Source organism: Janthinobacterium salmonicoloratum (assembly GCF_051380845.1).
GTDB classification, from domain to species: domain Bacteria; phylum Pseudomonadota; class Gammaproteobacteria; order Burkholderiales; family Burkholderiaceae_D; genus Janthinobacterium; species Janthinobacterium lividum_F.
Map to the genome: position 1 here is coordinate 408219 of NZ_JBNYXV010000002.1, position 21394 is coordinate 429612.

The following is a 21394-nucleotide window of genomic DNA, read 5'->3' on the forward strand; positions in this document are numbered from 1 at the left end:
TTCTTATCTTACGAGCTGATTGATTTCGATAATCGGCATCAGCACGGCCAGCACGATCAGCAACACCACCACGCCCATCGCCAGGATCAGGGCCGGCTCCAGCAGGCCGGCAATCGTCAGGGTACGGCGTTCCAGGTCTTGCTCCTGCGCGCTGGCGGCGCGTTCCAGCATGGCCGGCAACTCGCCCGTGATTTCACCGGCGCGTATCATGTGTATCAGCATGGGCGGAAAATGCTTTTGCGCCGACAGCGCGCGCGCCAGGCTGACACCCTCGCGCACGGCGCCGCTGGCTTCCTGCACCAGTTCCTGCATCGCCACGTTGGTGAGCGTGTCGCGGCTCGTGTCGAGCGCGCGCAGGATCGGCACACCGGACCCCGTGGTAATGGCCAGGGTGCTGGCGAAACGCGCCGTATTCAGGCTGCGCTCGAACTTGCCGTACAGGGGCGCCGTCAGCAGCCAGGTATGCCAGCGCCGCTTCAGGGCAGGCTGCTGCAGGGCGCGGCGCCAGGCCACCCAGGCGCCGACGAGGGCAATCGCCACGACGATGCCGTAGTTGCGCACGAAGTCCGACAGCGCCAGCATGATCACGGTGAGCATGGGCAGCTTTTGCTTGGTATTGGCGAAGACCGAAACGATCTGCGGCACCACATAGGTAAGCAGGAAGATCACGATGGAAAACGCCACCACCGTGACGATGGCCGGATACGTAAATGCCAGCTTGACCTTCTGCACCAGCGCATTGCGCCGCTCGATATAGTCGGCCAGGCGCGACAGCACGCGCGACAAATGGCCGATCTGCTCGCCCGACGCCACCAGCGCCCGGTAAATTTCCGCAAAATCGCGCGGATGGCGCGCCAGCACGTCGGAAAACGCGGCGCCGCCGATCACTTCCGAGCGGATCGAAGCGATCAGGTCGCGCAGATACGGCCGCTCGGCCTGTTCCAGCAAGGCGGAAAACGCCTGCTCCAGCGGCAGGCCCGCTTCGAGCAAGCTGGCCAGCTGGCGCGTAAACAGGGCCAGCTCGGTGCTCGACAGGCGCTCGCCGAAGCCGCGCCGTTTGGTGACGCCGGCGGCATCGACCTGCGCGGCGATCGGTTCGACGGCCAGCGGCACCAGGCCTTGCACGCGCAGCTCGGCGCGCGCGGAACGGGGACTGTCGGCATTGAGCACGCCCTTGCGGGTGGCCCCTTGGGCGTCGACGGCTTCATAGCGGAATGCGGGCATGGTGGCGGGCCTAGTCTTTGGTCACGCGCAGCAATTCAGCCTGCGTGGTGGTGCCGTCGCGCAGCCAGCGTTCGCCGTCATCGCGCATGCTCGTCATGCCGTCCTGCAGGGCCACGGCGCGCACGTCCGCCTCCGAAGCGCGGTTGTGGATTTGCGCGCGGATCTGCTCCGTCGTGCGCAGCAGTTCATACACGCCCACGCGGCCCTGGTAGCCCGTCTGGCCGCACTGCTCGCAGCCGACCGCCTGCCAGTATTGCCCGTCGAAGGTTTTGCAGGAGCCGCACAGCTTGCGCACCAGGCGCTGCGCCAGCACGCCCAGGAGCGACGACGACAACAGGAACGGTTCGATGCCCATGTCGAGCAAGCGCGTGACGGCCGCCGAGGCGTCGTTCGTGTGCAGGGTCGCCAGCACCAGATGGCCCGTCAGCGATGCCTGCACGGCGATCTGCGCCGTTTCCAGGTCACGGATCTCGCCGATCATGATCACATCGGGGTCTTGCCGCAGGATCGCCCGCAGCGCCTTGGCAAAGGTCATGTCGATGCGCGGGTTGACCTGCGTCTGGCCCACGCCTGCCAGGTCGTACTCGATCGGGTCTTCCACCGTCAGGATATTCGTCGTCGTCGCGTTGAGCATCGACAGCGCCGCGTACAGAGTGGTCGTCTTGCCCGAGCCGGTGGGGCCCGTGACGAGCACGATGCCGTGCGGCTGCGTGATCAAGCCATCGAACTGCCCCAGCATGGGCGCGCTCATGCCCAGGTGCTGCAGGTCGAGGCGGCCCGCTTCCTTGTCCAGCAAACGCAGCACGGCCCGTTCGCCATGCCCGGTGGGCAGGGTCGAGACGCGCACGTCGACGGGTTTTCCGCCCACGCGCAGGGTGATGCGGCCGTCCTGCGGCAAGCGCTTTTCGGCGATGTCGAGCTGCGCCATGATCTTGATGCGCGAGATCAGCGAGCCGTGAATGGCTTTACGCGGGCGCACCACGTCGCGCAGGCTGCCGTCGATGCGAAAGCGCACGACGGAGGTCTGCTCGAACGGCTCGATGTGGATATCGGACGCGCCTTCGCGCAGCGCCTGCGTGAGCAGCGCGTTGATCATGCGGATGACGGGCGCGTCGTCGGACGATTCGAGCAAATCCTCGATGGCCGGCACGTCCTGCAGCAGCTTGGTGAGATCGAGGTCGGCGTCGAATTCATCGGCCATCTGCGAGGCGTCGCCGCCGCCGCCCGCGTAGGCGCCGGCGATGGCCGCATCGAGTTCGCCGCGCGGCAGCACCGTCAGCTGAATCTGGCCGAAACGGCGCGACACTTCGGCAATCGCCGCCGGCGCCGTCGATGCGGCCACCAGCACCTCGACGGGGGCGCCGTCGACGGCGCCGGGCCGGGCCAGCAAGCCGAAATCGCGCGCGTAGGCGTAGGGAAGCAGATTACTCATGACTGTCCCATCACTTCTGTGGCTGCTGCGGTTGTTGCTGCGGTTGTTGCTGATATTGCTGCAGCAGCGACTGCGGCGGCGTGGCCGCGTTGGCCGGCGCGCCTGGCGGCGGCGTCGGCGCTGGCGGCACGGGACGCGTCACCATGTTGCCGCCCACAGGCTGGCCATCCTGCAGGGGCGGCAGCACCGGCGTGCCCAGGTCTTTCAGCATCAGATTGCCCGAAGCCGGCACGGCGGCCGTCTCGGCAGAACGCATGTAGTCGTAGCGGTCGGCCGCCAGGCTGCCGCTCTGTTCCTTGTTGCGCACGATGACAGGGCGCAGGAAGATCATCAGATTGGTTTTCTTGCGCTCGCGCGTCTGGTACTTGAACAGGTTGCCAATCAGCGGAATGTCGCCCAGGCCGCGCACTTTTTCCGCGTTGTCGCCCGTGCTGTCTTCGATCAGGCCACCGAGCACGATGATCTGGCCATCGTCGGCCAGCACATTGTTTTCGATCACGCGGTTGTTGATGGTGATGCCGCTGACGGCTGTCGACGTGGATTTGTCCACGCTCGACGTCTCGTGATAGATGCCCAGCTTGATGGTGCCGCCTTCGGAAATCTGCGGACGCACCTTCAGGGTCAGGCCCACTTCCTTGCGGTCGATGGTCTGGAACGGATTCGTGTTGGTGCCGGCCGTGCTGGTGTACTGGCCCGTCAGGATAGGCACGTTCTGGCCCACCTTGATGGTCGCCAGCTCGTTGTCCAGGGTGATCAGGTTCGGCGTCGACAGGATATTCGCGTTGCCGTCCGATTCCAGCGCATGCGCCACGGCGCCCAGGCCCAGCGCGCCATTGATCTGCTTGAAGATGCCCAGGGTCAGGCCGCCCGTCGGCAGCACCTTGCCGCCGCCCAGCGCCAGCTTGGCGATATTGTTGTCGGTCCCGCCGGCGAACGACTGCAGCGCGCCCACGCGGTAGCTGCTGCTGCTGTCGCCGGAAAGCCCCAGCCACTGCACGCCGAACTCGGACGCCTTGGCCGACGTCACTTCGACGATCAGCGCCTCGATATAGACCTGTGCGCGGCGCACGTCTAGCTGGTCGATCACGGCACGCAGGTTGCGGTAGACGGCCTCGTTGCACGTCAGGATCAGGGTGTTGGTGGAAGCGTCGGCCTGGATGAAGCCGGCCGCACCGCCCGACGACAACTGCTGCGGCCCGTTGCTCAGCGAAGCGCCGCCCGAGGTGCCGCTTTGCGTATTGCCGCCCAGGCCAGTGCTGTTCATGCCACTGTTCTGGGTATTCTGGTTGTTCGTATTCAGGCTGTTGTTGGTCGGCTGCTGCGCCGAGGCGGCCGTGCCGTCCGACGTCACCACCGAGCGCAGGGTTTGCGCCAGCTTGGTGGCGTCCGCATTCTTCAGGTACACCACGTGCACATTGCCCAGCTGCGTGGTCGGCTGATCCAGCTTCGAGATCAGCGACTTGGCCAGGTTGGCGCGCGCCGCCGACGGTGCGCGCAGCACCAGCGAATTGGTGCGCGGGTCGGCCAGCACGGAGACCTTGCCCGCGTCGGCCCCTGCGCCGGCACCCGCATTCCCGCCTTCCATCAGTTTGTTCACCATCGAGGCCAGGTCGGAAGCGATGGCATAGCGCACGGGGATCACGTCCAGGTCCGTCGAGGCGGGCACGTCGAGCGCGGCGATGATCTTCGCCAGGCGCTTGAGGTTATCCGCGTAATCGGTGATCACCAGCGAGTTGTTGCCCGGGTTGGCGTTGATCGTGTTGTTCGGCGAGATCAAAGGGCGCAGCACGGCCAGCAGGTTGGCCGACGATTCGTAGTTCAGGTAAAACACCTGGGTGGCGATCTGGTCGCCCTTCACCTGGCTGGCGCCATTGCCCACCTGGGTCGGCACGGACTGCAGCTTGGCGTCCGCTTCCGGCACCACTTTCGCATAGCCGTCGCCGGAGACCACCGCATAGCCCTGCAGGCGCAAGGCCGAGGCCAGCAGCGCGAACGCCTGCGTCTTGCTGATCGATTTTTCCGACACCAGGGTGATCGTGCCCTTGACGCGCGGGTCGATGACGAAATTGATGTTGGTGTAATGGCCCACCGCCTTGATCACGGACTCGATGTCGGCGCCGACGAAATTGAGCGCCGCTTCATCGCCGGGCGCGGCCCAGACGGGTGCCGGCATGCCGGCCACGGAACAGCACAGCAAGGCGGCGGCCGACAGGCGGCGCAGCGAAAAGGAGAAGGTATGGGGGCTCACGGATGGTTTTTTCATTGTCTGAACTCTAAGGCGATGATGTTTTTTTCGCTATTGCTACGGCGCTGTCCCAGCAAATTCAACAAACTCGCCAAGGTCTCTTCATATCCTGCTGCGGCCTGGGCCTGGCCGGAAAACTGCATGCGCCCCTGTTGCAGGCTGCCGCTGCCGTCGAGCAGCAGCGGTCCCTTGATGGAGCGCAGTGTCAACGTCGCCTGCTGCCCCTGCCAATCGAAATCAAGTTCGTAGCTGCCCAGCGGACGCAAGGACGACAGGCGCGACGCCATGTCCGTCATCTGCAAGGTGGTGCGCCCGACGGCGGAAAACTGCTGTTTTTCCAGTGCCAGTTGCAGGGTGCTCCACGACAGGCGCATGCTGCCCGTCGGCGCCACGGTATTTAACGGCGCGCCCAGGCCGCCCAAGCCATCGGCCGGCAGCAGCAGGGCCGCCGGACTGACCTGCCAGTGCGACCACGAGCCGCGCAAATTGACGGCCTGCGACAGCGCCTGCGCATTCTGCAATTCCACGTCGACCGATCCCCACAGCACGGACGGCGAAATGCGCCAGCTGAAGCGCCCCGGCAGCAGTGGCGTCACGGCGCCGTTCGCGCTGGCCGCCCCGCCGATAAAGGCCGAGCCGCGCCACAGGGTACCTTGCGCGTCGCCCAAGGTCAAACGTCCGCCCGTCTGCTTTTCCACGATACTGGCCACCCAGCCGGCCGGGAAAAATACCAGCAGGGTGACGCAGACGCTGACGCAGATGGCCAGCAGCCAGCCGAGCAAGCGCGTCATCGCGCCGCGCCCGGGCTTTGGTGCAGGGTCAGGCTGGCATCGACCAGCCCCGCCTTGCCCTGCGCCGTGATCTTCGCTTCCTGCACCGCCACGCGGCCTTCGCGACGCAAGCCGTCCAGCCACAACATGACGCTGGCAAACGGCACGCCATTCAATTGCACGCGCGCGTACTCTCCCGTCAGCGACAGCGATTGCGGCGTCAGGCCGCGCGCCTTCAACGAGGCATCGATACTGTCACGGCTCATGGGAGCGACCTGCACGGGCGCCTGGCGCGCCAGGTCGCCCGCTTCTCGGGCCAGCGCCTGCAACTGGGCCGCATTCTGACGCAGCTCGGGCAAGCTCTTTTGCAAGGCGATGCGGCCCGTCCACGCCGGCTCGAAAAACACCGCGTAGACGAGGGCCAGCCCCGCCACCACACCGCCGATGGCCAACAGCTTGCGCTCCTGCTGCGTGCGCTCGGCCCAGAACGCCTGCACATTTTGCTGTTGGCCCACCAGCGCGGCACGCGCCTTGTTGACTGCTGCACTCATGCTTTTGCTCCCGTGGCCGGCGTGATCTTCCACACGCCCGGCGCCGTTTCATTCAAGGCCAGCTTGCGCGCAGCCAGGCCATCGCGCACCTGCGCCTGGGCGCTGGCGTCGACCATGTCCGGTTTCAGCCTGACGATCAGGCTGCGCTCGCGGTATTCCAGCGACGCCACCACGCCGCGCCCGGCCAGGCCGCCCAGCGCCTCGCCCAGCGCCGCGCTCATGCTGGTGAAGTCATCCATGCTCGCTTGGCCGCCCTGCAGGCGGGCGGCAGCGATATTGCGCCGCATCTGCTCCGCTTCCAGTCCATACACGGGCGCTTCATTCGGATACGCGGCCTTGAAGGTTTGCTGCATCGAGGTGCGTACGGTGGCTGCCTCACGCTTCAGCCGCATCCATTCGATATTCATGCCGGCCAGGTTGACGATCACGGCCAGCAGCGCCAGGCGCAGCGGCCAGCGCCAGCGGCGCCATTCGGTGGCCGATCCCGTGGCCGTGCCCAGCGCGGCGGCCAGGTCCAGTCCCGCATTTTTGGCGCCGGCGATCCAGTGCGCCCAATGATCCGGCTCCAGCGTCACGCCATCCATGCCGGCGGCGAGCTGTTGATATTGCGCCAGCTCGGCCTGCGCCACGTAGACAGTCAGGGGCACGTCGCCGGCAAACGCGCGCGTCGTCAGCAGCGCCTGCTGCGGCTGGGCCGGCAAAACCAGGCCCAGGCCCTCTTGCGGCGCCTGGCGCAAGGCCAATTCCAGGCCGTCACCGACGGCCTGCAGGGAGGCCGTCACGCTGCCCGGCTGCAAGGGCAGGCACAGCTGCGACGGCAGCAGCGCCACCTTGCGCGCGCCCTGCGCCAGCAAAGCCTTCACGAGTACCTCCGCCCAGGCGCGCTGCGCCACGGCCACCGTGCGCATGCCGGAAGCGTCGGGCGCGCCGGCGGCCAGCAGGCAATCCTGGGTGTCGCCGAGGATGTGTTCTTCCACCAGGCCGGGCAAGGCCGCGCGCAGGCGGGCGCCGGCCAGCGGCGGCGTTTTCAGGCGCAGCAGGGTCACGTCGGCCGCCGCCAGCAGCAGCACCACCTGCTTCGCGCCGGCGATCAGCTGGGCCAGACTGCCCAGCGGCGCGCTGCCTTGCTGCAGCAGGGCGCCGCCGTCGCCGGCCAGCACGAAGGAGCAGGCAGGCGCGCTGTCGGTGGACGCCTTGGCCGGGTGACGGATATACAATATTGTCAAAGTGACTCGCTTTCAGCTGTTAATTTTCCCGCAACCAGACCAGGCTGGTGGTGCGCTGCGGATCCGTTTTTCGATTGATGAGCGCCACGGCATCGAGGGCGGCACGGTCCAGCCGCACGCGGATGACGGTGAGGAAGTAGCGGCTCTTCACATCGAGTTCCACGCCTTCAATCAGTTCAGCATTAATATTATTCTGGAAATTTAACTTATCGACAAACTTTTTACGCGGATTGCTCAAAGTCAGGGCACTGGCCTCGGACAGCGACATCATCGTCACGGCGGCCAGCACTTCGGCCGGGGCCGTATTCACGTTGACCCCCGTGATCTCCGGCAAGATGATGACGACATCGCGCAACTGCTCGATCATCTGCGGCGTATAGCCGGGCACGGCCAGCAAATCCTCGACCTGCGTGAAGGCCACCGGCTCGCTGCCGCCACCCGAGGCGGGCGCGGCCGCAGGCGTCTTGCCGTCGGCGCCACTGTCAGCGGCACGTGGCTTCGGCTTCGCGCGCAGCACGGCATCGGCCGTGGCTTGCGCCAGGCCGCTATCGAGCTTCATGTTTGACAACAGGCGTTGGTAGGCCAGCACCTGTTTCGGATTGATGGTGCCCGTGGCGTCAACGAGGTTGGTAATATTAAACCGCGCCTGCGCATCGAGCGCGCGGCCCGACACGGTGGCGTCGAATTTTTCCGTGTCGACCTTTTCGCGGTCCACATAATCGTCGAGCCGCGCTTCCTCGATGGGCGTGGCCCAGACGCCGTCCAGCGCCGTCAGCATGGGATTGTCCTGGCGCAGCCAGAAGCGAGCGAAGTCGACCATGCCGCGCATGGCCCACTGCGTCTGCAGGCGCAGGCGCTGGTTTTCCATCGAACGCACTTGCACCTGTTGCTGCCAGAACAGGCTGGCGACGACGGTGATGGCCAGCGCCGTCAGCAGCAAAGCCGTGATGACGGCCACGCCGCGCTGGCGGGCGGGGAGCGAGAAGCGCTTCATCCCGGTCCCAATAAAAAGACTTTGGACAGGCCCGCGTCCTGGCCCGGCATCTGCAAAGTCACTTCCAGGCCCGGCACTTGCTTGGAAATGGTGACGCCTGCCGTCAGCACGTTCCAGGCGCCATTGCTCCAGCCGCGCATGACCATGCTGTCGACGCCCTGCATCAGGGCCACGTCGGCGCTGGAGGTATCGGTATCGTCGCGCGCCGCCTGCCACAGGGTGTCGAGCACAGCCAGGTCGCGCGTGCCGTTCGACTCGCGCCGCGTCAGCACGCCGCCGCGCAGGCGGTAAGTGACCACTTGCAACTGCTGCGGCTCCTGTTCCGACGCGGCCAGGCGCACCAAGGTCAGGCGGTCATTTTCCGCCGACAGGTTGATGCGGCCATTCAGCAGGGTATTGCTCTGGCCGGCACCGGCCAGGTGGTCGCAATCGCTCTGCATCTGGGCAAATGCCAGTTGCATGCCGCGCGCCTGCTCAAGCTGGCTGGTCAGCACTTCGCGCGAACGCATGATGCTGTCCAGGCCGCGCCAGCCCAGCACGGCGACCATGGCCAGGATGCCGATCGCCACGAGCAGCTCGATCAGGGTGAAACCGGCGGCGGCGTGATTGCGGCGCGCCATCAGTCGTTGAACGCCAGTAGCACCAGGCGCACGATGCGCCGGGCCGGATATTGCACGTCATACACATTCACGCGTACTTGCCGGATGCGGGGATTCGGCGTGGCCACCACTTCCTCTTCACAGATCAGTTTCAGATCGCCCTGCGGGCAGTCGACCGTGCGCTTGCCCGTCTGCGGGAAAGTCTTCGCCAGGCGCAGGCGCACCAGGTGGTTTTCCGCCGACCAGGTGGCCATCATGGCGCTGCGCAAGCCATCGCTGTTCTGCGTCAGGCTGCCGACGGCGCGCAGCGAGGCGCCCAGGGCCGTGCCGACGATGACGAGGGCGACCAATACTTCCAGCAAAGTGAAGCCGCGCTGGCGGCGGTGACGTGAGAGCCGCATCATTGCTCGACCGTGAAGTGGCCGATGCCGTCGGCGCGGATGGCCACGCTACGTTCGCCGCTGGCCAGGGTCAGCACGAAAGGCTTGTCGACCGGTTCGCGGCCGAAGATGATGCGCAGCGGCTGGGCCACGCTGTTCGAGGGTTGCACGCTGAGCAGCATGGGCGTGTTGGCAAACGCCCGCTCGCGCAGCAAATCGTCCTGCGTCACGGGTTGCCACAGCTTTTCATTGAGGACCAGGAAACGGTATTGATTGTCGTCAGCCTCGAACGCCACCTGCCGGCTGCGCACGATGGCTTCATCGCGCGCCAGTTGCAGCAGCAGCGCGATGCGCTCGGCTTCCTTCTGCAGCGCTTGCTGGCCATTCGGCATGGCGTTCAGCGACACCAGGCCCAGGGTGACGCCGATGATGACCATCACCACCAGCAATTCGATCAGCGTGAAGCCGCTGGCGCGTGGCCGGGGCAGTGCGCGACCGGTGGTCATGGCAGGCATGCAATGGAAAACTTACAGTTCCCAGGAGCCGATATCGGCATCGTCGCCGCTACCGCCAGGCTGGCCGTCGGCGCCCAGCGAGATGATGTCGACTTCGCCTTTCACGCCAGGCGACAGGAACTGATACGGGTTGCCCCATGGATCCTTCGGCATCTTTTCCAGATAACCGCCCGCTTTCCAGCCATTCGCGGCCGGTCCCGTGGTCGGTTTTTCGATCAGCGCCTGCAAGCCCTGCTCGGTAGTCGGGTAGCGCTGGTTATCCAGGCGATACAGTTTCAAGGCTTGCATCACGGTGGCGATGTCGACTTTCGCCGCCGCCACTTTCGACTCGCCCGTGCGGGCGATCAGCTTGGGTACCACCAGCGACGCGAGGATACCCATGATCACCACCACGACCATGATTTCAATCAGAGTGAAGCCGCGCGCGCGGCGCTGGCGTGTCGGATGGTTTGCTGCGTTTTGCATAAGAAAGAGAGAAGAAGGTGAGTAATGAGTGCAGAGTATAAAGCGGAAATATGACAAAGCCTGTCATATAGGGAAAAATTTGTGCGGGGGCTGTCAGCCCGGCAAGACCACTTTGCCGCAAACGGCGCAGCCGGGGTCGCGCGCAACGCGCATGCTGCTCCATTCCATGTGCAAGCCGTCCAGCAGCAGCAGCCGTCCGGCCAGCGATTCGCCCACGCCCATGATCAGTTTCAGCGCCTCGGCCGCCTGCATGGCGCCCACCACGCCCACCAGCGGCGCGAATACGCCCATGGTCGAGCACGCTTCGTCCGTGAACTGCTGCTCCTGCGGAAACAGGCAGGAATAACATGGCTGGGTACCCGTGCGCGGGTCGAACACGCTCACTTGCCCGTCGAAACGGATCACGGCGCCCGACACCAGCGGCACCCTGGCCGCCACGCAGGCGCGGTTGACGGCATGGCGCGTGGCGAAGTTATCGGTGCAATCGAGCACCACCGTGGCGGACAAGACCAGTTCAGCCAGGCGCGCGCCGTCGAGGCGCTCCTGCAAGGCAATTATTTCAATCTCGGGATTGATGCCGGTCAAGGTCTCGCGCGCCGACAGCACTTTCGGCTGGCCCACGCGGGCCGTCGTATGGGCAATCTGACGCTGCAGATTGGTCAGGTCGACCGTGTCGTCATCGACGAGGGTCAGCTTGCCGACGCCGCTGGCGGCCAGGTACATGGCCGCCGGCGAGCCGAGCCCTCCCGCGCCGATCACCAGCACATGCGCATCAAGCAAGGCTTGCTGGCCTTCGATGCCGATCTCGTCTAACAGGATGTGGCGCGAGTAGCGCAGCAACTGATGGTCGTTCATGGCGGCGACTACGGTTTTCGCACAGGAATCTTCTTGTCATCGGCCTTGATATCGGAAGCAATTTCCGGCTTGGCGCTGATTTTCTCGCCCTTGGCCTCGACCTTGGCCAACTGCACCGGCAAGCCCTGGAAGTGGTTCAAGGCTTGCTGCAATTGAAAATCGTCCTTGGCGCCGTATTCAAGCGGCTTGCGCTTTTTCGCCGTGGCGATCAGGCGCTGCTCTTCTTCCAGCTGTTCGTGCATGCCTTCCATCGTCGGCTTGGCCGCTTCCGGCTTGCCATCGTTGCTGCTCAAGTGTTTTTCCAGGTCCGCCTCGCGCACGCGCAGGCTATTCCAGCCGTCGCCTTCGGCCGTTTCATCGACCAGCAAGTCAGGCACGATGCCGCGCGCCTGGATGGCCCGGCCTTTCGGCGTGTAGTAACGGGCCGTCGTCAGCTTGACGGCCGTGTCGGCCGTGATCTGGCGCAAGGTTTGCACGGAACCCTTGCCAAACGTCTGCGTGCCGATAACGGTGGCGCGCTGGTAGTCCTGCAAGGCGCCGGCGACAATTTCCGACGCGGACGCGGAACCGGCATTGACCAGCACCACCAGCGGCACGGTTTTCAGCGCGGCCGGCAACTTGGCCAGCGGGTCGGCCTTGGCGCCCGGCGGTGCATAGAATTCGCGGCGGCCATAAAACACTTGTTTCGATTCCGGCAACTGGCCCTTGGTGGAAACGATCACGGAGTTACCCGGAAGGAAGGCTGTCGCCACGCCGATGGCGCCCGGCACGACGCCCCCGGGATCGTTGCGCAAGTCCAGCACCAGGCCCTTGAGCTTGGGGTCTTGCGCGTACAGCGCGTTGATCTTTTTGACCATGTCATCGACGGTCGGTTCCTGGAACTGGGCGATGCGCAGCCAGGCATAGCCGGGCGCGACCATCTTGGCCTTCACGCTTTGCACGCGGATTTCCTCGCGCACGATGGGGAAGACCAGCGGCTTGCTTTCGCCCTTGCGCGACATCGTCAGCACCAGCTTGCTGCCAGGCTGGCCGCGCATCTTCTTGATGACTTCTTCCAGCTGCAAGCCTTTCAGCGGAATGTTGTCGAGACGGGTGATCAGGTCGCCCGCCAGGATGCCGGCCTTGGCGGCGGGGCTGTCCTCGATGGGCGAGACGACTTTCACATAGCCGTCTTCCATGCTCACTTCGATGCCGATGCCGACGAACTTGCCCTGCACGCTTTCGCGCATTTCCTTGAAGGCATTCTTGTCGAGGTAGACGGAGTGCGGGTCCAGGGACGAGACCATGCCGGAAATGGCTTCCGTCAAGAGTTTCTTGTCTTCCACCTTCTCGACATAATCGGACTTGATCAGGCCGAAGACGTCGGACAACTGGCGCAGCTCGTCGAGCGGCAGCGGGGCATTCGTGATTTTTTGCGCCACGGCCGGAAACTGCAGCGACATGCCGATGCCTGCCAGTACGCCGAGACCGATCAGGCCGATACTTTTGACTTTGATACCCATGTATTCTTCGCAATCTACAAATTCGCTGCCGCAGCAATGGTGGGAACTTAAAACTTCACCCAGGTGGCGGGATCGAAGGCGCGGCCCTGATGACGCAATTCAAAGTATAGCCCTGATTCCTCGTTGCCGCCGCTGTTGCCCGCGCTGGCAATGGCGTCGCCGCCCTTGACGGCGTCGCCCACCCGTTTCAGCAAGGATTGGTTATTGCCATAAATACTCATGTACTGGCCGCCATGGTCAACGATGATCAAATTGCCGAAACCGCGCAGCCAATCGGAAAACACGACCCGGCCGCCGGCGATGGCGTGGATCTCGCTGCCTTCGCCCGTGCGGATGAATACGCCCTTCCAGCTGGGGCCGTCGCCGCGCTTGCTGCCGAAGCGGGCGGCGATCTTGCCCGCCACAGGAGCGCGCAGCTGCCCTTTCAGGCTGGCAAAGGCGCCGGATGGCGCGGCCGGGCCCAGGCTTGGGCGTTCCGGCTCCGGTTCCGGCTTGGGCTTAGGCGCCACCTTGGCCACCTGCGGCGGCTCGTCATCGTCGATCGGTTCCAGTTTCACGGGCGGCGGTGGCGGCGTCTGCGGCTTGATCTTGCCCGATTTGTTTTGTTGCTCTTTCGCAAGGCGTTCGCGTTCGGCCTGCGCCTGGGCGGCCTTGGCGCGCGCGGCCAGCAGGCGTTCGCGTTTTTCCGCCGCGATCTTGGCGTCGGCGGCCGCTTTTGCGGCGGCCCGCTGCTCGGCCAGCAATTGCTGGCGTTTCTTTTCGGCCGCTGCGGCGGCGGCCTGCTCTTCGATCAGTTTCGCCAGCTTGTCGACCAGATTGCCCATGCGCTGTTCGTCGCGCTCGACATTGCCCACTTCCTTGCGCTGCGCTACCAGGCGCTGCGACAAACTCGTCAGCAAGGCGGCGCGGCGCGCCTTCTCTTGTACCAGCAGGGCCTTCTGGTCGCGCTCTTCCTGCGCGATTTCTTCCAGTTCATCCTTGGCGTTCTGCACGTCCGCCTGGTTTTTCTCCACGGCCAGCAAGTTGGCGCGCAAGGCTTCCAGCAGGCGCGCCTGCGCCTGCGACACATAGGCCATCAATTGCAAGTCACGGTTGATGCGGTTCGGGTTATCGCCCGACAAGAGCAGCTTGATGCGGTCTTCGTTGCCGGCGACATATTGTTCACGCAGCAATTTCGACAGCTGCGTTTTTTGTTTCTCGACGGTGGCCGTCAGCTGCTGGTGCTCTTGCCCCAGCGCATTGAGTTTCACGCCAGTCTCGCTTTGCTCCTGCGCCAGGTCGCGCAAGGCGCGGTTGGCGTTGGAAATGGCCTCTTCCGACTCGGCCAGAGTATCGGCCGCGTCATCCTTGGCGCTTTCCGTGCGGCTGATGTCGCGCTTGAGCGCCGTCAGTTTTTGTTGCAATCCAGCACGTTGTGCTTCCGCGGCTGCCTTCTGCTTGCTGCGTTCGGTGGGCTTGGCGCCCTGCGCGGCACCGCTGGAAAGCAGCAGCGCCAGGCACAGCATGGCACCGGCGCGCCACGCCGGCAGGGGTCGTTCAGCAGAGGGGGCGATCGCTGTGCCGCGGAAGAAAGACGACAAGTTACTTGGCCTTCCCTTGGTTCGCCACGGCAGCTTGTGCTGCCGCAATCGCTGCCGGGTCGCCCAGGTAGTAATGACGAATCGGTTTCAGGTCGGCGTCCAGTTCATACACGAGCGGCTGGCCATTCGGGATGTTCAGGCCAACGATATCGCTGTCGCTGATGCCGTCGAGCATCTTGATCAGCGCTCGCAGGCTGTTGCCGTGGGCCGAAATGATGATCTTCTTGCCGGCGCGGATGGCCGGGGCGATTTCCTCGTCCCAGGACGGCATCACGCGCGCCACGGTGTCCTTCAGGCATTCGGTCAGCGGAATCGACGCTTTCGGCAAGCCGGCGTAGCGCGGATCGTTGAACGAGGCGCGGTCATCGTTCGCTTCCAGCGGCGGCGGCGGCGTGTCGTAGCTGCGGCGCCATACCAATACTTGCTCGTCGCCATACTTGGCGGCCGTCTCGCCCTTGTCCAAGCCTTGCAGGGCGCCGTAGTGGCGCTCGTTCAAGCGCCAGTCGTTCTTGATTGGCAAATACATCATGTCCATCTCGTCGAGCGCCAGCCACAGGGTGCGGATGGCGCGCTTCAGGACGGAAGTGTAGGCCACGTCGAACGTAAAACCTTCCTGTTTGAGGATCTGGCCAGCGGCCTTGGCTTCGTTGACGCCCTTTTCCGTCAGATCGACGTCGGTCCAGCCGGTGAAGCGGTTATCGAGGTTCCAGGTGGACTCGCCGTGACGCATGAAAACGATTTTGTACATAGTTCTATCTTCTCAAGGGGTTCAAATCAAAAAAGCAAAACGTAAAAAGACCTCGTCCAGCTTCTATTTTATAATGCGCGGATTGACTTAAACCATTGGACCCTACGTGAAATTCATTATCGACCACATTTTTCTGTTTGCCATCGTCATTATTTCCGGCGGCGCCCTCCTCTGGCCACTGCTGTCGATGCGCGGCAAGCGCGCGACCGTGCTGGAAGTCACGCAACTGATCAACCGTGGCAAAACCATCATCGTCGATGTGCGCAGCGCGGAAGAATTCGCCACGGGCCACTTGCCTGACGCAAAAAATATTCCGCTGCCGGAACTGGCAAAACGCCTGGGCGAGCTGGAAAAATTCAAAACGCGCCCCATTGTAGTGGTTTGCCAGAAAGGTTCGCGTTCGGCAACCGCCGTCGGCCTGCTGACCAAAGCCGGTTTCGTGGAAGCCACCAGCCTGGAAGCCGGCCTCGACGAATGGAAAAAGCAAGGTTTGCCATTGAAAACCTTGTCGCTGGCGAAGTAAGCCGGCCTTAACTGAAGGAATGATCATGACCGTACCTGTTATTGTTTACAGCACCGCCGTGTGCCCGTATTGCGTGCGCGCCGAGCGCCTGTTGGAATCGAAGGGCGTGGCAGTACAAAAGATCCGCGTCGACCTCGACCCGGAAGAGCGCATCAAGATGATGGAACGCACGGGCCGCCGCACCGTGCCGCAAATCTATGTGGGCGATACCCACGTGGGCGGATTCGACGATTTGTATGCGCTCGATCAAGCCGGCAAGCTGGACCCCTTGTTAAATGGCACGGCAGCCTGATATAAAGCGGGTTCGAGAAATTGCTTGGTTTTTTGTCGTATTGTTTTGATACAATTGCCCTCGCACCTGATCTGGCCGCGCCTACCCGGCGCGGTTTGAATACCGCAAGCACCATATTTGAACGGTGTGCCGTTCTTGTCCTTTACAACGAAAGCGTTCCATGTCTGACGAAAACCTGCAACCAGTCTTCCAAATCCAACGCGTCTACCTGAAAGACATGTCGCTGGAACAACCAAATTCCCCAGCTATTTTCCTGGAACAAGAAGCACCAGCCATCGAAGTGGCACTGGACGTGGGCGCTGCGCCTCTGGCCGACGGCATCTTTGAAGCCACCGTGACCATCACCGTGACCGCCAAAGTCGGCGAAAAAGTCGCTTTCCTGGTTGAAGGCAAGCAAGCCGGTATCTTCGAAGCACGCAACATTCCTGCCGATCAACTCGATCCGCTGCTGGGAATTGGCTGCCCGAACATCATCTACCCTTACCTGCGCGCCAACATCGCCGACGTGATCACCCGTGCCGGCTTCCCGCCAGTGCACCTGGCCGAGATCAACTTCGAAGTGTTCTACCAACAACGTCTGCAAGCTATTGCTGACGCCGCTGCCGCAGCACCAGCAGCCAGCGAAACGCACTAAGAACCCGTCACAAAACCTGCTGCGCGGCGCGCCTTGCGGCCTGTGATGCTCGCTGTGCTCTAGCACAGCTGCGCTTCTCGGCCACAATGCACTGCCGCTCGCGACGGTTTTGTGAGTGTTCTATACTGCAGGTAAGAAACGGCGGCCTGGCCGCCGTGTTTCGTTAAGGTTCAAAAATATCATGTTGAAAAGTGCGCTCTTGAGCAAGTTCCGCTGGATGGCCGGCGCCGTGCTGCTGCTGGCGACCGCCGCCAGCCACGCCGTCGATTTCAAAACGGTGGGCGCAGCTCCCGTGATCCTGTACGACGCGCCATCCTCCAAGGGCGGCAAGCTGTACGTGGCGCCACGCGGCATGCCGCTGGAAGTGGTGCTCAGCTACGGCGAATGGGTCAAGGTACGCGATGCCAGTGGCGAAATGGCCTGGACGGAAGCCAAGGGCCTGTCGGCCAAGCGCAACGTCGTGGCGCGCGCCGCGAACCTCAAGGTTCGCGCCAGCCCCGACGACACCGCCTCGCCCCTCATTCTCGTCGACAAGGGCGTGCTGCTGGAAATGAGCGAACAGCCGAGCTCCGGCTGGGTCAAGGTGCGCCACAAGGATGGCCAGAGCGGCTACGTCAAGACCAGCGAAGTGTGGGGCCTGTAAGCATCGTAAGCACCGCCAGATTCATCCGGGCAACGGCCAGCCGCGCCGTGCCCCTCCCCCTGCCAGACTGAGGTTGCATGCAAGTTTCCCCTGAAAACACTCCCGATACCACCGCATCCACCAAGGCCGCCCCGTGCCGCATAACCGTGCTGGGCGCCGGCGCCTGGGGCACGGCCGTTGCCATGGCCCTGGCCGGCCGCCATGACGTGCTGCTGTGGGGCCGCAACAGCAAGGCCATGGCCGCCATGGCCGCCAGCGGCGAAAACAGTTATTTGCCAGGCTTCCCATTACCGCCGCAACTGCGCATCAGCGCCGATTTCGACGCCGCCGTCGCGCATGCCAGTGGCGAGCACGGCCTGCTGATCGCCGCCTGCCCCGTGGCGGGCTTGCGGCCGATGCTGCATCAATTAAAAGACAAGGCCATCGGCAAGCTGGTGTGGCTATGCAAAGGGTTTGAAGGGGGCACGGGCCTGCTGCCGCACCAGATCGTGCAGGAAGTTCTAGGCGACACAGTGGCCGGCGGCGCCCTGTCCGGCCCCTCGTTCGCGCAGGAAGTGGCGCGCGGCTTGCCGTGCGCGCTGACCATCGCCTCGCACAGCGCGGCCTTGCGCGGCGTCGTCGTCTCGGCCTTGCATGGCGGCACCATCCGCGTGTATGCGAGCGAAGACCTGGTGGGCGTGGAAGTGGGCGGCGCCGTCAAGAACGTGCTGGCGATCGCCACGGGCGTGGCCGATGGCCTGGGCCTGGGCTTGAATGCGCGCGCCGCGCTGATCACGCGTGGCCTGGCGGAAATCACGCGCCTGGGCACGGCCCTGGGTGGCCAGACGGAAACGTTCATGGGCTTGACGGGCATGGGCGATTTGATTTTGACGTGCACGGGCGACCTGTCACGCAACCGCCGGGTCGGCCTGGGCCTGGCGCAAGGCAAGGCGCTGGCCACCATCGTGGCCGAACTCGGACATGTGGCCGAAGGCGTGCCCTGCGCCAAGGCCGTGCGCGAACTGGCGCGCCGCATGGGCGTCGACATGCCGATCACGAATGCGGTGGCCGGTGTGCTGTTCGATGGCGATTTGCCGCACGTGATGGTGCAGCAGCTGCTGTCGCGCGATCCGCGCGCCGAGGCGGCCTGACAGGAAAAAACTAGCGCCCCGCCTTGGCCATCAATATCGTCAGCAGCAACAGGCTGTCTTCGCGCGCTTCCAGGGCGTGCGCCTGGCCTCCGAGCAGGTACAGCATCTGCCCCGGCCCCAGCACTTGCACGCCGCCATGCGCTTCCACCGCCACCTGCCCTTGCAGGCATAGCAAGGTGATTTCGCCGAGCACATGATGCTCGGGCATGGTCTTGCCCTTGGGCATACACATGCGGATCAATTCCAGTTCATCCGTTTTAGCCAGCGCAATGGCGGAAAACTGCGACAGGTCGTCGCCGTCCCTGCGCAGCACCTCGATCACCTGTCCTGAACTTGCGTGCTCCAGTGCCATCATGTGCTCCTTCAGCAATTACTCGGTGACTTCCTCCGGCTCTTTCGCGCCGCGCATCCACTCAACCAGCGGCCACGCATCCTTCAAGCCTTCCGCCAGGGTCGGCAGCAGTTTCTCGGGTTCATTCACGGGCAGCGGCACTTCGGTCCAGACAAAAAAGCTCTTCAGCTTGATGAATTCGATATGTTCGGCGTCCGCCTCGAAACCCTTGGGCGGGCGCTGCAACTTGCCCTCGTTCTGGATGGTGCCGAAACGCGCTTTCAAACGCTTATTTTTCAGCACTTTGGAAAAACCTGGCGCGTCGTTGACCATGTGTTCGCGCAGCGCCTTCAAGCGGCCCGGCGGCGGCATGTATTCGCCAGCGCCGAACAGCAGATTTCCCTGGCCATCGATCTGCAGATAATACGTGGGGCCGCCCGCCTTGCTGGGACGGCGCATGTCGTTCGGCGCGATGGCGGCCGAAAACCGCGTCTTGTACGGGCTCTTGTCGTGCGCGAAACGCACGTCGCGGTTGATGCGGAACAAGGCCTTCTTCGGATTGCAGTACTTCACGGCCGGGTCGAACTTGCCGAGTTCAGCAATGAGTGACGTCACCAGCGCAAGGAACTCCTCACGCAGGATGTCGTAGCGGGGCTTGTTCATGACAAACCAGGGACGGTTGTTGTTGTCGCTCAGTTCACGTAAAAATTGGGTCAAATCACGCACATGCATGTGTCAAATTCCGATCAGCAACTATTTGGAAAGCTCTTTCGGGAGGGGGCGCTTGCCCACCATCACGTCGAGCGCCGCTTCGCGATTCTTGCGCAGCACCGTCATTTTAGCTTTTCCGCCGGGCGGCAGTTGGGCGATCAGGTTGAGCATTTCCGTCGTGTCGCCGACGGGCTTGCCTTCCACCGTCAGCAGGATGTCGCCGGGCACGATGCCCGCCTTGTCGGCCGGGCCGTTACGCACCACGCCGGCGATGATGGCGCCGCTCGTGCGCTGCAAGCCGAAGCTTTGCGCCAGCTCGGGCGTGATGTCCTGCGTTTCCACGCCGATCCAGCCGCGCACCACGTGGCCATCCTTGATGATGGCCTCCATCACCGTCTTGGCCGTCGAGACGGGAATGGCGAAGCCGATGCCGACGGAGCCGCCGCTTTGCGAGTAAATCGCCGTATTGATGCCGATCAGATTGCCGCGCGTATCGACCAGGGCGCCGCCCGAATTGCCAAAGTTGATGGCCGCATCCGTCTGAATAAAGTTTTCAAAGCTGTTGATGTGCAAGTTGTTGCGGCCCAGGGCGGAGATGATGCCCATGGTCACCGTCTGTCCCACGCCGAACGGGTTGCCGATGGCCAGCACCACGTCGCCCACGCGCGCCAGTTCCGACTGGCCCAGCACGATGACGGGCAGCTTGTCGAGGTCGATCTTGATCACGGCCAGGTCCGTTTCCGGGTCCAGGCCCACCACCTTGGCGGGCGCTTTGCGGCCATCGGTGAGCACCACTTCGATTTCGTCGGCGCCCTCGACCACGTGGTTGTTGGTCAGCACATAACCTTCATGGCTGACGATGACGCCCGAGCCGAGGCTGTTTTTCAAGTCCTCGTCATCGTCGCCGTCCGGGTCACGGTCGCCGAAGAAACGTTTAAAGAAGGGATCGCGCGCCAGCGGATGGGCGCCGCGCTTGGGTACTTGCAGGGTGAGGATATTGACGACGGCGGGCATGGCGCGCGCCGCCGCGTCGCGGTAAGAGCCTGGCGCCAGGCTGCTGGACGCCGTTTCCACCACAGGCACCGGCTTCGCAGCAGAGCCCAGTTGCTGTACCCGGCTGGCCGGGCGCAGCGCGCCGTACACAAAGTACAGCGCCAACGCGATCGTCACGGTTTGCGCAAACAATAACCAGAATCGTCGCATACAGTTCTCTGCCCAGGTCAGCCGGCCGTTGCCGGAACGACTTATTTTGCCAGATCGTTGCTATTCTGTCCGTTCTTCTGCAGGGAGTCGCGGATTTCACGCAGCAGCACGATGTCTTCCGGCGTGGCCGGTGCTGGCGCCGGCGCGACCGGTTCGCTGCGGCGGGCCTTGTTCATCAGGCGCACCATCTGGAAGATGATGAAGGCGAGAATGACGAAGTTGAGCAAGATGGTCAGGAAGTTACCGTAGGCCAGCACGGCGCCCGCCTTTTTCGCCTCCACCAGGGTCATCGTCGTGGCCTGGCCATTCAGGGGCAGGTAGTAATTGGCGAAATCGAGGCCGCCGAAAATGCGGCCGACGGGCGGCATGATCACGTCTTGCACCAGGGAATCGACAATCTTGCCGAAGGCGCCGCCGATAATGACACCGACCGCCAGATCGACGACGTTGCCTTTCATTGCAAATTCTTTAAATTCTTTCATCATTGCCATGAATTTCTCCTTCGGATATGTATAAAAAACATGCCGATCATACTATTGATTCCCGGTGCCACCAACTTGTGGTTGCTGGCGAGACCAATTCCGGCACAGCCCGGCGCATCTAGTTCGAAAGAACTAGCCACCTCCTGCAAAAGTATATAAATTATGGTACAAGCAACGTTTTTGTTCTATTCGTTGTTTGCTTCACTTATAATTTGCGGTTGCCAGAAGTGGCTTTTTCACTTCCGGATAATCAACAAGAAACTGGCACGGGCTGCGCCATTGGCCGAAGTTCCGCAGGGATGTTGCCACTTTACCGTACAAAGATGCGGGTTGCGGCAATCAGTGGGAAAGAGCTTCGG

Annotated in this window: 24 protein-coding genes; 5 read left to right on the forward strand and 19 right to left on the reverse strand. The window is 63.4% G+C overall.

What is annotated here, in order from left to right; genetic code table 11:
• Positions 1 to 3: 3 nt before the first annotated feature.
• The 15 genes from gspF to gpmA form a co-directional block, all read right to left on the reverse strand.
• A complete protein-coding gene (gspF, locus tag ACQ4WY_RS14985; RefSeq protein WP_353659223.1) occupies positions 4 to 1224 on the reverse strand; it encodes a type II secretion system inner membrane protein GspF in 1221 nt (406 codons plus the stop codon).
• 10 nt (positions 1225 to 1234) lie between these two features.
• Positions 1235 to 2656, reverse strand: a complete 1422-nt coding sequence (gene gspE, locus ACQ4WY_RS14990) for a type II secretion system ATPase GspE (RefSeq protein WP_436504753.1) — start codon at positions 2654 to 2656, stop codon at positions 1235 to 1237.
• Positions 2657 to 2666: 10 nt separating this feature from the next.
• Positions 2667 to 4919: a type II secretion system secretin GspD gene (gene gspD / locus ACQ4WY_RS14995; RefSeq protein WP_436504754.1), complete on the reverse strand. Its 2253-nt coding sequence runs from the start codon at positions 4917 to 4919 to the stop codon at positions 2667 to 2669.
• A complete protein-coding gene (locus ACQ4WY_RS15000) occupies positions 4916 to 5692 on the reverse strand; it encodes a type II secretion system protein N (protein ID WP_436504755.1) in 777 nt (258 codons plus the stop codon). Before ACQ4WY_RS15000 ends, gspD begins: the two co-directional genes overlap by 4 nt.
• Positions 5689 to 6222 (reverse strand): type II secretion system protein M, encoded by a 534-nt coding sequence (locus ACQ4WY_RS15005; protein ID WP_436504756.1) that lies wholly within the window; start codon positions 6220 to 6222, stop codon positions 5689 to 5691. The genes ACQ4WY_RS15000 and ACQ4WY_RS15005 overlap by 4 nt, the downstream gene beginning before the upstream one ends.
• Positions 6219 to 7448, reverse strand: coding sequence for a type II secretion system protein GspL (gene gspL, locus ACQ4WY_RS15010; protein WP_436504757.1), 1230 nt, complete (start codon positions 7446 to 7448; stop codon positions 6219 to 6221). Before gspL ends, ACQ4WY_RS15005 begins: the two co-directional genes overlap by 4 nt.
• Positions 7449 to 7467: 19 nt before the next feature.
• The gene (gene gspK / locus ACQ4WY_RS15015; RefSeq protein WP_436504758.1) at positions 7468 to 8442 is read right to left on the reverse strand and encodes a type II secretion system minor pseudopilin GspK; all 975 of its coding nucleotides are present in this window, start codon (positions 8440 to 8442) and stop codon (positions 7468 to 7470) included.
• Positions 8439 to 9062 carry a PulJ/GspJ family protein gene (locus ACQ4WY_RS15020; protein ID WP_436504759.1) on the reverse strand — a complete coding sequence of 208 codons (624 nt, stop codon included), beginning with the start codon at positions 9060 to 9062 and terminating at the stop codon, positions 8439 to 8441. The genes gspK and ACQ4WY_RS15020 overlap by 4 nt, the downstream gene beginning before the upstream one ends.
• Positions 9062 to 9445, reverse strand: coding sequence for a type II secretion system minor pseudopilin GspI (gene gspI, locus ACQ4WY_RS15025; protein WP_436504760.1), 384 nt, complete (start codon positions 9443 to 9445; stop codon positions 9062 to 9064). The genes ACQ4WY_RS15020 and gspI overlap by 1 nt, the downstream gene beginning before the upstream one ends.
• Positions 9442 to 9936 carry a GspH/FimT family pseudopilin gene (locus ACQ4WY_RS15030; protein WP_353659232.1) on the reverse strand — a complete coding sequence of 165 codons (495 nt, stop codon included), beginning with the start codon at positions 9934 to 9936 and terminating at the stop codon, positions 9442 to 9444. The genes gspI and ACQ4WY_RS15030 overlap by 4 nt, the downstream gene beginning before the upstream one ends.
• A 12-nt stretch (positions 9937 to 9948) precedes the next feature.
• Positions 9949 to 10401, reverse strand: coding sequence for a type II secretion system major pseudopilin GspG (gene gspG, locus ACQ4WY_RS15035; protein WP_092713532.1), 453 nt, complete (start codon positions 10399 to 10401; stop codon positions 9949 to 9951).
• Between the two features lie 93 nt (positions 10402 to 10494).
• On the reverse strand, positions 10495 to 11256 hold the full coding sequence (locus ACQ4WY_RS15040) for a HesA/MoeB/ThiF family protein (RefSeq protein WP_436504761.1): 762 nt from the start codon (positions 11254 to 11256) through the stop codon (positions 10495 to 10497).
• A gap of 8 nt (positions 11257 to 11264) precedes the next feature.
• Entirely contained in the window at positions 11265 to 12758 is a 1494-nt protein-coding gene (locus tag ACQ4WY_RS15045) for a S41 family peptidase (protein ID WP_436504762.1), read from the reverse strand.
• A 47-nt stretch (positions 12759 to 12805) separates the two neighbouring features.
• Positions 12806 to 14263, reverse strand: coding sequence for a murein hydrolase activator EnvC family protein (locus tag ACQ4WY_RS15050; RefSeq protein WP_436504993.1), 1458 nt, complete (start codon positions 14261 to 14263; stop codon positions 12806 to 12808).
• 76 nt (positions 14264 to 14339) lie between these two features.
• The gene (gpmA, locus tag ACQ4WY_RS15055; protein WP_096233264.1) at positions 14340 to 15086 is read right to left on the reverse strand and encodes a 2,3-diphosphoglycerate-dependent phosphoglycerate mutase; all 747 of its coding nucleotides are present in this window, start codon (positions 15084 to 15086) and stop codon (positions 14340 to 14342) included.
• 106 nt (positions 15087 to 15192) lie between these two features.
• On the opposite strand from gpmA, the gene ACQ4WY_RS15060 reads away from it, so the two are divergent.
• From ACQ4WY_RS15060 to ACQ4WY_RS15080, 5 genes are all read left to right on the forward strand, one after another.
• Positions 15193 to 15609 carry a rhodanese-like domain-containing protein gene (locus tag ACQ4WY_RS15060; RefSeq protein ID WP_436504763.1) on the forward strand — a complete coding sequence of 139 codons (417 nt, stop codon included), beginning with the start codon at positions 15193 to 15195 and terminating at the stop codon, positions 15607 to 15609.
• A 25-nt stretch (positions 15610 to 15634) separates the two neighbouring features.
• Positions 15635 to 15901 (forward strand): glutaredoxin 3, encoded by a 267-nt coding sequence (gene grxC / locus ACQ4WY_RS15065; RefSeq protein ID WP_034753025.1) that lies wholly within the window; start codon positions 15635 to 15637, stop codon positions 15899 to 15901.
• Positions 15902 to 16061: 160 nt separating this feature from the next.
• Positions 16062 to 16535: a protein-export chaperone SecB gene (gene secB, locus ACQ4WY_RS15070; protein WP_034783580.1), complete on the forward strand. Its 474-nt coding sequence runs from the start codon at positions 16062 to 16064 to the stop codon at positions 16533 to 16535.
• Positions 16536 to 16716: 181 nt separating this feature from the next.
• On the forward strand, positions 16717 to 17178 hold the full coding sequence (locus ACQ4WY_RS15075) for an SH3 domain-containing protein (protein ID WP_353659237.1): 462 nt from the start codon (positions 16717 to 16719) through the stop codon (positions 17176 to 17178).
• 77 nt (positions 17179 to 17255) lie between these two features.
• On the forward strand, positions 17256 to 18308 hold the full coding sequence (locus ACQ4WY_RS15080; protein ID WP_436504764.1) for an NAD(P)H-dependent glycerol-3-phosphate dehydrogenase: 1053 nt from the start codon (positions 17256 to 17258) through the stop codon (positions 18306 to 18308).
• Between the two features lie 10 nt (positions 18309 to 18318).
• On the opposite strand, the gene ACQ4WY_RS15085 is transcribed toward ACQ4WY_RS15080, so the two are convergent.
• From ACQ4WY_RS15085 to mscL, 4 genes are read right to left on the reverse strand one after another with little or no spacing between them, the layout of a single operon-like run.
• Positions 18319 to 18663, reverse strand: coding sequence for a cupin domain-containing protein (locus ACQ4WY_RS15085; RefSeq protein ID WP_332860606.1), 345 nt, complete (start codon positions 18661 to 18663; stop codon positions 18319 to 18321).
• A 15-nt stretch (positions 18664 to 18678) separates the two neighbouring features.
• Entirely contained in the window at positions 18679 to 19371 is a 693-nt protein-coding gene (locus ACQ4WY_RS15090) for a DUF2461 domain-containing protein (RefSeq protein ID WP_152254122.1), read from the reverse strand.
• A 21-nt stretch (positions 19372 to 19392) separates the two neighbouring features.
• Positions 19393 to 20553 carry a Do family serine endopeptidase gene (locus ACQ4WY_RS15095; RefSeq protein WP_353659241.1) on the reverse strand — a complete coding sequence of 387 codons (1161 nt, stop codon included), beginning with the start codon at positions 20551 to 20553 and terminating at the stop codon, positions 19393 to 19395.
• Between the two features lie 41 nt (positions 20554 to 20594).
• Positions 20595 to 21044: a large conductance mechanosensitive channel protein MscL gene (mscL, locus tag ACQ4WY_RS15100; protein ID WP_353659242.1), complete on the reverse strand. Its 450-nt coding sequence runs from the start codon at positions 21042 to 21044 to the stop codon at positions 20595 to 20597.
• Positions 21045 to 21394: the final 350 nt, after the last annotated feature.

Coding starts and splice junctions, on each gene's coding strand:
- gspF (WP_353659223.1), bottom strand. CDS start 1,224: ATGCCCGCATTCCGCTATGAAGCCGTCGACGCCCAAGGGGCCACCCGC.
- gspE (WP_436504753.1), bottom strand. CDS start 2,656: ATGAGTAATCTGCTTCCCTACGCCTACGCGCGCGATTTCGGCTTGCTG.
- gspD (WP_436504754.1), bottom strand. CDS start 4,919: ATGAAAAAACCATCCGTGAGCCCCCATACCTTCTCCTTTTCGCTGCGC.
- ACQ4WY_RS15000 (WP_436504755.1), bottom strand. CDS start 5,692: ATGACGCGCTTGCTCGGCTGGCTGCTGGCCATCTGCGTCAGCGTCTGC.
- ACQ4WY_RS15005 (WP_436504756.1), bottom strand. CDS start 6,222: ATGAGTGCAGCAGTCAACAAGGCGCGTGCCGCGCTGGTGGGCCAACAG.
- gspK (WP_436504758.1), bottom strand. CDS start 8,442: ATGAAGCGCTTCTCGCTCCCCGCCCGCCAGCGCGGCGTGGCCGTCATC.
- ACQ4WY_RS15020 (WP_436504759.1), bottom strand. CDS start 9,062: ATGGCGCGCCGCAATCACGCCGCCGCCGGTTTCACCCTGATCGAGCTG.
- gspI (WP_436504760.1), bottom strand. CDS start 9,445: ATGATGCGGCTCTCACGTCACCGCCGCCAGCGCGGCTTCACTTTGCTG.
- ACQ4WY_RS15030 (WP_353659232.1), bottom strand. CDS start 9,936: ATGCCTGCCATGACCACCGGTCGCGCACTGCCCCGGCCACGCGCCAGC.
- gspG (WP_092713532.1), bottom strand. CDS start 10,401: ATGCAAAACGCAGCAAACCATCCGACACGCCAGCGCCGCGCGCGCGGC.
- ACQ4WY_RS15040 (WP_436504761.1), bottom strand. CDS start 11,256: ATGAACGACCATCAGTTGCTGCGCTACTCGCGCCACATCCTGTTAGAC.
- ACQ4WY_RS15045 (WP_436504762.1), bottom strand. CDS start 12,758: ATGGGTATCAAAGTCAAAAGTATCGGCCTGATCGGTCTCGGCGTACTG.
- ACQ4WY_RS15050 (WP_436504993.1), bottom strand. CDS start 14,263: ATGCTGTGCCTGGCGCTGCTGCTTTCCAGCGGTGCCGCGCAGGGCGCC.
- gpmA (WP_096233264.1), bottom strand. CDS start 15,086: ATGTACAAAATCGTTTTCATGCGTCACGGCGAGTCCACCTGGAACCTC.
- grxC (WP_034753025.1), top strand. CDS start 15,635: ATGACCGTACCTGTTATTGTTTACAGCACCGCCGTGTGCCCGTATTGC.
- secB (WP_034783580.1), top strand. CDS start 16,062: ATGTCTGACGAAAACCTGCAACCAGTCTTCCAAATCCAACGCGTCTAC.
- ACQ4WY_RS15075 (WP_353659237.1), top strand. CDS start 16,717: ATGTTGAAAAGTGCGCTCTTGAGCAAGTTCCGCTGGATGGCCGGCGCC.
- ACQ4WY_RS15080 (WP_436504764.1), top strand. CDS start 17,256: ATGCAAGTTTCCCCTGAAAACACTCCCGATACCACCGCATCCACCAAG.
- ACQ4WY_RS15085 (WP_332860606.1), bottom strand. CDS start 18,663: ATGATGGCACTGGAGCACGCAAGTTCAGGACAGGTGATCGAGGTGCTG.
- ACQ4WY_RS15090 (WP_152254122.1), bottom strand. CDS start 19,371: ATGCATGTGCGTGATTTGACCCAATTTTTACGTGAACTGAGCGACAAC.
- ACQ4WY_RS15095 (WP_353659241.1), bottom strand. CDS start 20,553: ATGCGACGATTCTGGTTATTGTTTGCGCAAACCGTGACGATCGCGTTG.
- mscL (WP_353659242.1), bottom strand. CDS start 21,044: ATGGCAATGATGAAAGAATTTAAAGAATTTGCAATGAAAGGCAACGTC.